Origin of the sequence: Streptomyces sp. NRRL S-87, assembly GCF_000719335.1 — a bacterium.
Lineage (GTDB): Bacteria > Actinomycetota > Actinomycetes > Streptomycetales > Streptomycetaceae > Streptomyces.
Map to the genome: position 1 here is coordinate 20,980 of NZ_JOGB01000078.1, position 8,408 is coordinate 29,387.

Consider the following 8,408-nt stretch of genomic DNA (forward strand, 5'->3'; position numbering starts at 1 on the left):
GGTCATCCCCTCATCAGGGCGTCGTGGACCGGGTTTCCGTGGGCGATGTCCGAGTCGAAGATGTCCTCGGCCTGGTCGACCAGCCAGGTGTCCCCCTGCTGGACCAGACGCAGTGCCTCGCGGCTCGTGCTGCTGCTGGTCGGCCACGTCACCGTGAACTCGACCTGCACCCCGGTACCCGCCGGGTGCTCACCGATCGCGGCGACGGGCACGGGGCTGGAGGCCTTGACCGGGCCGGTGTCCGCCCGATCCGGTCCGCCCGTGCTTGAGGGGGACGGCGTCGGCGTCGGCTTGCTGTTCTCCGCGACGCAGGCTTCGACGGTACCGTCCCGGTAGCGGTCGGTCTGCATCGCACAGATCCGCCGCCAGTCCCGGTCGTTGCGCGCTTCCTGGTAGACGCGGGCGGCTTCCACCGCGGCGGCCGTCGGGTCCTTGGCCTTCCCGCCGTTCTTCTGCTCGCCTGCTTCGTCCGACGAGCAACCGGCGGCCGCCAGCACCACGACAGCGGCCGATACGGCCATGGCGATACGCCTCATACCCCTGACTCCTCCTTCTCCAGGACCACCGGCTCCGGCTCGGCCGGGCCGTTCTCGGCCTTCGGCGTCGTGCTCAGGAGCTGGTGCAGGTGTTCCGACGGAACGTCGAACTGGATGGTCGCGTTGTTGAACCGCGGGTCACGCATGATCGCGTGGCCGTGGCGGACCGAGTTGCGGCGGGACGGGTCCAGGCCGATGGCCTGGATCAGCTGCCGGGTGTGCGGCCCCTGCGGCAGGTCCAGCAGGGCGGCGAGGGCGTCCTGCTGCTCGGCGGTGGTCAGCTGGAAGCCGAACATCATGCTGATCTGCTCCAGCAGGCCCGTCAGCTTGGCCAGCGACTCCACGTCCTGGGTGTCGATGACCAGCCCCATCCGCAGGGCACGGCCGACACGGGCGATCCACTGCAGGAAGCTGGCGCCCTCCCGGGTCGCGGTCAGCACGTGGGCCTCGGGCACCGCGATGGTCTTGCGCAGCCCGCGCAGGTCCTTGCGGGCGGCCATCGAGATGCCGAACGCCAGCATGGAGTGGACGAGCGCGACGCTCAGCCGCTGGTGCACCGACCAGTCCGTGCGCTCGTCGTCCGGCGAGGGCAAGGTGATGCCCGGGATCTGCACCACCCACAGACCCGGCTCGGGGGCGATCAGCGTCTCGCCGGTGGGCCGGCCCATGAAGGGGGCGCCGATGCCGGTCTGCGCCAGCTCGTGCAAGGCCTCGCCGGTCTCCCGGGCCAGCTCGTCCTCGCTGCCGCGCAGGTACTCGATGACCTTCCAGGTCGCCGGATCGCCCTGGGACATCACGAGGTTGACGGCGCTCTGGATCGGCGTCTCGGCGCCGCGGTTGCGCAGGTGCTGGGGCAGCGCGATGCCCAGCTGGCCGGCCACCTCGGTCTGAGCGCGCTCGGCGCTCTCGCCGGTCAGCAGCGCGAACAGGTCGAAGGCACCCGCGTACTTGCTGGTCGCCTCGACCAGGTGCGCGTTCAGCCCGTAATGCTCGCCGGCGGCCACCAGGCCGCCCATGTCGCCCTTGAAGTCCAGGGCCAGGACGAACGATCCACGGAAGGCGGCGTCCAGCAGCATCAGCATCATGGCCGTGGTCTTGCCGCGGCCCGACCGGCCCACCAGCGCGGTGGTCGTCGCGTCACCGCGGTCCGGGCCCGCCGTGATGTCGGCCCGGACGATGCCGGGCGTGGTGCCCGTCAGGTACCCGACGATCGGACCGGTGTCGTCGCCGACCGACGCCCCGCCCCAGAACCAGCTGCCGGCCAGGGCGCCGACCGTACGGGTGTGGGACAGGTCGGGCACGCGCACGCGGTCGCCCGGCAGGCTCTCGAGCCAGAGCTCCTTCTGCTCCTCGGTGCCGACCGAGCACTCGATGCCCAGACCGCCGAAGTAGGCGATCGTCGCGTCGATCTTGTTCCGCAGGTCGTTCAGGGAGACGTCGCTGGAGACCACCAGCCGGGGGTGGTCCTGCAGCAGGGTCACGTCCTCGCGCTTCATGTCGCGCGTGAGGACGGCCATGACCTCCTCGGTCTCCTCGATCTCCTGCGCGGTCTCGCCCGCGGAGTGCTTGGCCGCGCTCTGGCGCTGCTCCTTGGCCAGGCGGCGCATCTCGTCGATCATCTTCAGGGCGTCGCGCCGGTGCAGGACCCGGAAGCGGACACTGGGCTCGGGGTTGACCGGGAGGATCGCCACCTCGTCGTCGGCGAAGTCCTGGAGGGTGTCGTCGAGCTCCGGCACGTAGGTGATCTCACTGACCGCCCGCAGCCACTCCCCTGGTCCCGGGGACTCCATCTCCTCGGGGAACCCGTCCATCGTCAGCACCGCGGTCCAGGCCGCGACTTCGCCCTTCGCGTCGATCACCCGGACGTGGTCCGCGTACGGCACGACGCGCCCCCGCGTGAGGGCCGCGATCTTGGCACCGGAGATGACGCCGGACGAGTTGGGGCTGGGCAGCGCGCTGAGCCGGTGCTGCTCCCGGGCGATCATCCACGCCAGCATCTCCACCGGCGCCAGCTCCGCCTGCCAGGGGCTGGACTGCAGCTGCCGGCCCAGCCGCCGCGCCAGCGCGTCCAGCCGGGCCAGTTCACGCTGGGGCACCGCGTGCGTGCGGATGCCCAGGGCGTCCTGCACCGTGCCTCGGCCGCGGGCCTGCGCCTGGGTGGACCGCTCCTGGATGCGCACGCCCAGCAGGAGGTGGCGGTTGGGGAGGTCGAGCTGCTGGAGGCGCTCGACCCGGACCTCGGCCCACGCCCGGTAGTCGCCCGCGCTGAACAGCTCCTCCGCCTCGGCGCGGTAGTCGTCCGCGTTCAGCGGGCTCCACAGGATGCGCAGGTGGCAGTCCATGCCCGCGAGCGTCCGGGCCAGCGTCGCCGCCACCTGGTCGTGCTCCGCGTCGCGGGCGGCCTCCGACATCAGGTCCGTGTTGCTGCTGCGCAGGACGAACCACGCCTCGGCGTGGGTCTCGGTCACCAGCAGACCGTCCGAGACGGCCACGTACCGCGGCGGCGGCGCGCTGCGGTCCCCCGTCACGCCCAGCAGCCTTCCGACAGCCTTTGCGATCTTCATCCCCGTAACCCCTCGCTACTGCTGCTTCTGCTTGCCGCCGGCGCGCCGGTACGCGCGGTAGACGGCGTCGGCGCCGTACAACCGCGCCTTCAGGTCGATCCGCGTCTCACGGCCCGCCGTCGGATGCACCTCGTCCGGACCCAGGACGTCGTTCAGCACACCCAGGCCGGGAAGTTCGGTGATGGCCTCGACCCGGTCGCCGAGCCGGCCGCGCAGCGGCAGCCACTCCGTGCGGTCGGCGGCCCGGCGGCCGCCGTTGATCACCGGCCGGTGGCCCACCGCCAGGTAGCGGACCGTCAGGGCCCACTGGGTCAGGTTCCAGCGGCGGTCCTTCGCCCGGGAACGCTGGGCACCGTAGAAGGTGACCAGGGCGGGCGGCGCGAAGTAGAGCGTGAAGGTGATCTGGGAGGGCATCCCGAAGAGCAGCAGCAGGCCCCCGGTCCACACCAGGTAAACGACGGCGCCGGTGACCAGCAGCCGCCGGGACGGGCCCTCTCCCAGGTCCATGCCCAGGATCTCGTGCTGCCGGGTCTCCAGGTCGAAGTGGCGCGTGTAGGTGTGCCCCACCCTCATCCGGCGACCTTGTTCCATATGTCGGTCAGCAGGGTCTTCGTCTGGTCGGTCGCGAAGACGAATCCGGCGACGATCACGCCGGCGATGATGTGGCCGATCATCTCGCCCCACTCGCGCTTGGCGTAGTGCATGACGGCCCGGACCAGCAGGATGATCAGGAACACGTTCCCGGCGATCGTCTTGGTCCAGCCGAGCAGACTTGCACCGTCGGTGAGAGCCAGCGTCTGCATTGTTCGTTCCCCTCGTTGGATTTCAGGCAGGCGTAAGAGCGGTCAGGAAGTCCCGCCGTGGACGTCGGCGACCTGCCAGCGCTGGGCGGAAGCCGCGACCACGCGGGCGAGGTCGACCCGGTAGGACTGCTCCAGCTCGGCGGAGCCGACCTTCCACACGACCACGGCGGTGCCGGTCCGCTTGTCACCGGATCCCTCGTCGACGGTCCAGCTCTGGACGGTGCTGAGCGTCATCCCCGTCGGCAACGGCGGGATGACGGCGCCGGGCGCCATGACGCCGTCGGCCTCGCCCTTGGCGTACTCGGTGAAGAAGTCGGACACGACCGCCTTGGTCTGGTCGGCCATGGGAGCGTCCGAGTTCTTGACCTGCTGGGCAGGAAGGGCAGGGCCGGACTTGGGAACGCCGACGATGCCGGGCGCCCCCGTCACGACGGCACGGCCGGACGTGATGATCACCGGTACCTCAAGACCCACCCAGCGCTGCTCGGCCGGCGGGACGGACTGCCCCTTCTTGGCCGGCTCGCCAGGGACGCTCACCAAGACGTCCACGTGGACGCGGGAGCGGGACTCGCCCAGTTCCGTGACGGCTCCCGGCACGACGGTGACGACGTCCTGCTTGCCCTTGCCGTTCCAGCCCTGTGCGGTGTCCGTGCCCGCGGGCATGTCACGGGCCAGCGCATCGGCACGGGTCTGCGGAATCGTTTCGTCCCACGTCAGGTAGCCGAAGGCGAAACGGCCCGCCACGGCCTGGGCCTGCTGCACCGGGTAGGCCGGCGGCCCCGCCTTGACCTGCACGGGCGGCGGCGCGGGAGCCCGGTCCGGCCAGAACCAGCTCCTGACTCCGGTCACCACGGCCAACCCGACGACGATCCACAGGATGCCCCGCCCCAGCTTGACCAGGGCCTTCGTCCCGCTGCTCTCGTCCTCGACCTGCCAAGGGGCGGCACCCGTTGCCGCGGCCTTCGAAGGCTGCGAGGCCCTCTGACCCGGATCCACGTCCGCGAGGGGGCCGGCAGCGGCGGTGCGGTCGGACTGCACGCGCTTCCCGGCAGCCACCCAGGCCTGGGCTCCGACCGGTACCCGGGGTGCGGGAACCGCGGCGGGAGCTCCGCCGTCTGGAGCAGGAACGGGCTCGGAAGGCACGGGCTGCGGTGAGGGCTTGGGCTTGGGGTCGGGAAGGTTCAACACCTTCCAGACGATCTTCTTGAACGTACTCATCCCCCGATGACCCTCCCCCGCGATGGTCGAACCGGTCGGACATTACGCCGTCAATGACTGATCGTCAAAAAAGTATGTATCGCTGCGAGTAGAGTGCGGCGGTATGCGATCGGGAGCTGAGTCTGGACGCTTGAGGGGATGGCTTGTACGCGATCTGCGAAGACTTCACAACATCCCCCAAGCCCAATTGGCAGATGCTGTGGGATGCTCCCGTAGCGCCGTTTCGATGTGGGAGACACAAGGCCAGCGCCCCACCGCCGGGCACCTGGTCAAGCTGGCGGGGTTCCTCGGCGTCGACCCCTCCGACCTGCTGGAAGGCACCTCGGGAGACGTCACCCTCAAAGACCTCCGCCGAGCGCAGGGCCTGACACAGGGCCAGATGGCCCGCCTGATCGGGGTCACCCCGTCCACCTATTGCAACGTGGAAACCGGGCGCCAAGGACTGCCGAATCGCTGGGTCCCGATCCTGCAATCCGTCCTGAATGCCAGCGAGCAGTCCATCCGGAGGAGCGCCCCTCCCAAACGGCACGCCTGATTGCTTTGTCGATAAACAAACAGCGAACCGCAATTCCGACGCCGCTTTCCACGCCAAAATTGCTCAAGTTCATCACGGCATGATCTGGAATGTCTGATTCCGCCCGGCCTGGCAGGGTGCGCGCGCCCCCGGTCCCCGGTCCACGGTCCGATCGAAGCTACGGCGCCGACACTTCCCCCGCGCCGGACGCCGATGTCTGCCCTCTATCCGCAGAGAGGGGAGGTGGGGAGGAGAAGCTACCGCCGACGAAGGATCGACAGGTGGCATCTAACGACAAAACGCATCTAACAGGTCGTCTGAAATGAGGTGCGCGGCAGTATACTGCCGCGTATGTCTTCTCCGAATCCGGCAGGAGAGCGGGAAAAGCTGAACTCGAAGCTGCCCGCCCACCTGCAGCAGAGCCTCAAGGTCCGTGCGGCCCAGCTCCAGACAGACATGCAGGACGCAGTCGCCGCGGGCATCCGGTCGTGGCGGAACTGCACGGACCAGCTGCCGCTCGTCGACACCGCAGGTGCCGACTCGTTCGGTACCTACCTGCCCGAGGGCCTCTACGACGCCTTCAAGGAGGACTGCCGCGACCGAGGGGTCTCCTACATCCAAGGACTCGCCCAGTCGGTCGTCCTCTGGCTCGCCGAACACCCCGCGGACAGCCGGTCGGCGACGCGGCGCATCGTCGTCTGCAACCAGAAGGGGGGCGTCGGCAAGACCGCCGTGTCGGCCGGTCTCGCCCAGGCGCTCGCCGAAGGAGGACCCTCGGACGGGGCCCTCGGCACGGCGGTGGCGGCGGCCGCCGACGGGCAGCGGGTGCTGCTGGTCGACTACGACGCCCAGGGCCACCTCTCGCACCAGCTCGGCCTCAAGGCCGTGCCGGCCGGCGAGGAAAGCCTCATCACGCACATGCTCCACCGCGACCAGGCCACCGTTCCGCTGCTCGACCTCACCGTGGCCATAGGGGGAGACCGGTTCGGGGGCCGGCTGCGGATCCTGCCCGCCGCCTTCGACGCCTTCCTCCTCGACTCGGGGCTCACCGTCTTCCGCGGGCCGCGCCACGCCACGCTGGAGCGGGCACTGGCACCCCTGGAGGAGCACTTCGACGTCATCGTCATCGACTCCCCGCCGAGCCTGGGGCTGTCCATGGACGCCGCCCTCTACTACGCGCGCCAGCGCGACGACGAGAAGCCCGGCTCCTCCGGCCTCGTCATCCCGGTCGAGGCCGAGGACACCTCCGCGCAGGCGTACGGCATGCTCATCCAGCAGATGGAGTCGCTGGCCCGCGACTACGACGTCGCCATCGACCAGATCGGCCTGGTGGTCAACAAGTTCGACAGCCGGCGCGGCTACATCGCCACGTCCTCCCTGGAGAAGTGGAAGGCCCTCGGCACGCCTCCCGTCCTGGCGGTCGTGCCCGACCTGAAAGAGCAGCGGGAGGCGGTGCGCAAGCAGTGGCCTCTCCTGGAGTACGCGCCCGACTCGGAACAGGCGCACCAGATGCGGAAGATCGCACGGGCAGTGAGGACGGTATGAGCAAGGCAGACATGCTGGGTGAGTCGGCGACCTTCGACGCGGTGGCCCAGCCGATCAGCAGCCGAGCCGCGGCGTTCGCCCGCTTCAACCAGTCGGAGCCGCAGGAGGCGGCGGTGCCGGCGGCCGCTGCGCAGATAGGGCGCTTCCCTGTCGCCGTCCTGGCCCACAATCCGTACAACCCCCGCGAGGAGCTGAAGGAGGTCGAGGACCTGGCCGACAGCCTCGCCGCCCGCGGGGTCATCCAGCCCCTCACCGTGGTGAGCCGGTCCGCCTTCCTCAGCGCCCACCCCGAGTTCGAGGGGACGCTGGCCGGCGCCGAGTACATCGTCGTGGACGGCAACCGGCGACTGGCCGCGGCCAACCTGGCGGGACTCGACGACGTCCCCGTCCACCTCGACGACTCGTTCGCCGAGAGCGCGGACACCCTGCTGGAGACCGCGCTCATCGCCGCCGTCCAGCACGAGGACCTCTCCCCCATGGACGAGGCCAAGGCCCTCGAGCGGCTCGTGGAGGTCCACGGCTCCCAGCGTGCGGTCGCCAGGGCCCTCGGCAAGTCGAGCAGCTGGGTCACCCAGCGCATGGCCCTGCTCAAGCTCACCCCCGAACTGCAGCAGGCGGTCGAGGAGAAGACCCTTCCGGTGGACGTGGCCCGCAAGGTCGGTCAGCTGCCTGGCGAGAAGCAGCAAGCCGCGGCCGACGCCGCCCGCAACGAGCGGAAGCAGAGCAAGAAGAACCGTGCTGCTTACGACGTAAGCGCTTCGGTCCCGCCGGCCCGCCACCCCGAGAGTCAGGCGGCCGACGACGACACCGGCCCCCGTACCAGGGACAGGCCGCAGCCCCCGGCATCCGGGGCAACCGCGGTCCCTGAAGAGGCCGATGCCCCCGCCCTGTCCGAGTCCCACTGGATGAGGGACATCCGGAAGCTGCCCAAGGTGCCGTGGCACGACGGCAACGGCGTCGCCGACCTCGTCTTCGAAAAGATGGACGTCGAGCAGCGCACCGTGCTGCTCGAACGACTGCTCGCCGCCCACGAAGGCTGAGCACCCCGGAACCGCTCCAGGTGCTCACGCCGTGAGCACCCACCGGGCTGGCCCACCCAGGTGCTCACGCCGTGAGCACCCACCGGGCTGGCCCACCCAGGTGCTCACGCCGTAAGCACCCCGGAACCGCTCCAGGTGCTCACGCCGTGAGCACCCACCGGGCTGGCCCACCCAGGTGCTCACGCCGT

The 8,408-nt window shown here is 70.1% G+C and carries 8 protein-coding genes; 3 read left to right on the forward strand and 5 right to left on the reverse strand.

The window, feature by feature from the left end:
* Positions 1-2: 2 nt before the first annotated feature.
* Genes IF43_RS0132355 through IF43_RS0132375 form a run of 5 tightly spaced genes read right to left on the reverse strand, consistent with a single transcriptional unit; the run spans position 3 to position 5,121 of the window.
* Positions 3-536, reverse strand: coding sequence for a hypothetical protein (locus IF43_RS0132355; protein ID WP_078910624.1), 534 nt, complete (start codon positions 534-536; stop codon positions 3-5).
* Entirely contained in the window at positions 533-3,100 is a 2,568-nt protein-coding gene (locus tag IF43_RS0132360; protein ID WP_030209252.1) for an ATP-binding protein, read from the reverse strand. Before IF43_RS0132360 ends, IF43_RS0132355 begins: the two co-directional genes overlap by 4 nt.
* A 15-nt stretch (positions 3,101-3,115) precedes the next feature.
* Positions 3,116-3,673, reverse strand: a complete 558-nt coding sequence (locus tag IF43_RS0132365) for a hypothetical protein (RefSeq protein ID WP_030209258.1) — start codon at positions 3,671-3,673, stop codon at positions 3,116-3,118.
* Positions 3,670-3,903: a hypothetical protein gene (locus IF43_RS0132370; protein ID WP_030209260.1), complete on the reverse strand. Its 234-nt coding sequence runs from the start codon at positions 3,901-3,903 to the stop codon at positions 3,670-3,672. The genes IF43_RS0132365 and IF43_RS0132370 overlap by 4 nt, the downstream gene beginning before the upstream one ends.
* A gap of 42 nt (positions 3,904-3,945) precedes the next feature.
* Entirely contained in the window at positions 3,946-5,121 is a 1,176-nt protein-coding gene (locus IF43_RS0132375) for a conjugal transfer protein (RefSeq protein WP_078910625.1), read from the reverse strand.
* A gap of 103 nt (positions 5,122-5,224) precedes the next feature.
* On the opposite strand from IF43_RS0132375, the gene IF43_RS0132380 reads away from it, so the two are divergent.
* The 3 genes from IF43_RS0132380 (at position 5,225) to IF43_RS0132390 (ending at position 8,220) form a co-directional block, all read left to right on the forward strand.
* Positions 5,225-5,656 carry a helix-turn-helix transcriptional regulator gene (locus IF43_RS0132380; protein WP_078910626.1) on the forward strand — a complete coding sequence of 144 codons (432 nt, stop codon included), beginning with the start codon at positions 5,225-5,227 and terminating at the stop codon, positions 5,654-5,656.
* A 330-nt stretch (positions 5,657-5,986) separates the two neighbouring features.
* Positions 5,987-7,180 (forward strand): ParA family protein, encoded by a 1,194-nt coding sequence (locus IF43_RS0132385; protein WP_030209274.1) that lies wholly within the window; start codon positions 5,987-5,989, stop codon positions 7,178-7,180.
* The gene (locus tag IF43_RS0132390) at positions 7,177-8,220 is read left to right on the forward strand and encodes a ParB/RepB/Spo0J family partition protein (protein WP_051796620.1); all 1,044 of its coding nucleotides are present in this window, start codon (positions 7,177-7,179) and stop codon (positions 8,218-8,220) included. Before IF43_RS0132385 ends, IF43_RS0132390 begins: the two co-directional genes overlap by 4 nt.
* Positions 8,221-8,408: the final 188 nt, after the last annotated feature.

What these genes read in the sequence shown, in the direction of transcription:
- IF43_RS0132365 (WP_030209258.1), bottom strand. Translation starts at nt 3,673, where the DNA reads ATGAGGGTGGGGCACACCTACACGCGCCACTTCGACCTGGAGACCCGG.
- IF43_RS0132375 (WP_078910625.1), bottom strand. Translation starts at nt 5,121, where the DNA reads ATGAGTACGTTCAAGAAGATCGTCTGGAAGGTGTTGAACCTTCCCGAC.
- IF43_RS0132380 (WP_078910626.1), top strand. Translation starts at nt 5,225, where the DNA reads ATGCGATCGGGAGCTGAGTCTGGACGCTTGAGGGGATGGCTTGTACGC.
- IF43_RS0132355 (WP_078910624.1), bottom strand. Translation starts at nt 536, where the DNA reads ATGAGGCGTATCGCCATGGCCGTATCGGCCGCTGTCGTGGTGCTGGCG.
- IF43_RS0132360 (WP_030209252.1), bottom strand. Translation starts at nt 3,100, where the DNA reads ATGAAGATCGCAAAGGCTGTCGGAAGGCTGCTGGGCGTGACGGGGGAC.
- IF43_RS0132385 (WP_030209274.1), top strand. Translation starts at nt 5,987, where the DNA reads ATGTCTTCTCCGAATCCGGCAGGAGAGCGGGAAAAGCTGAACTCGAAG.
- IF43_RS0132390 (WP_051796620.1), top strand. Translation starts at nt 7,177, where the DNA reads ATGAGCAAGGCAGACATGCTGGGTGAGTCGGCGACCTTCGACGCGGTG.
- IF43_RS0132370 (WP_030209260.1), bottom strand. Translation starts at nt 3,903, where the DNA reads ATGCAGACGCTGGCTCTCACCGACGGTGCAAGTCTGCTCGGCTGGACC.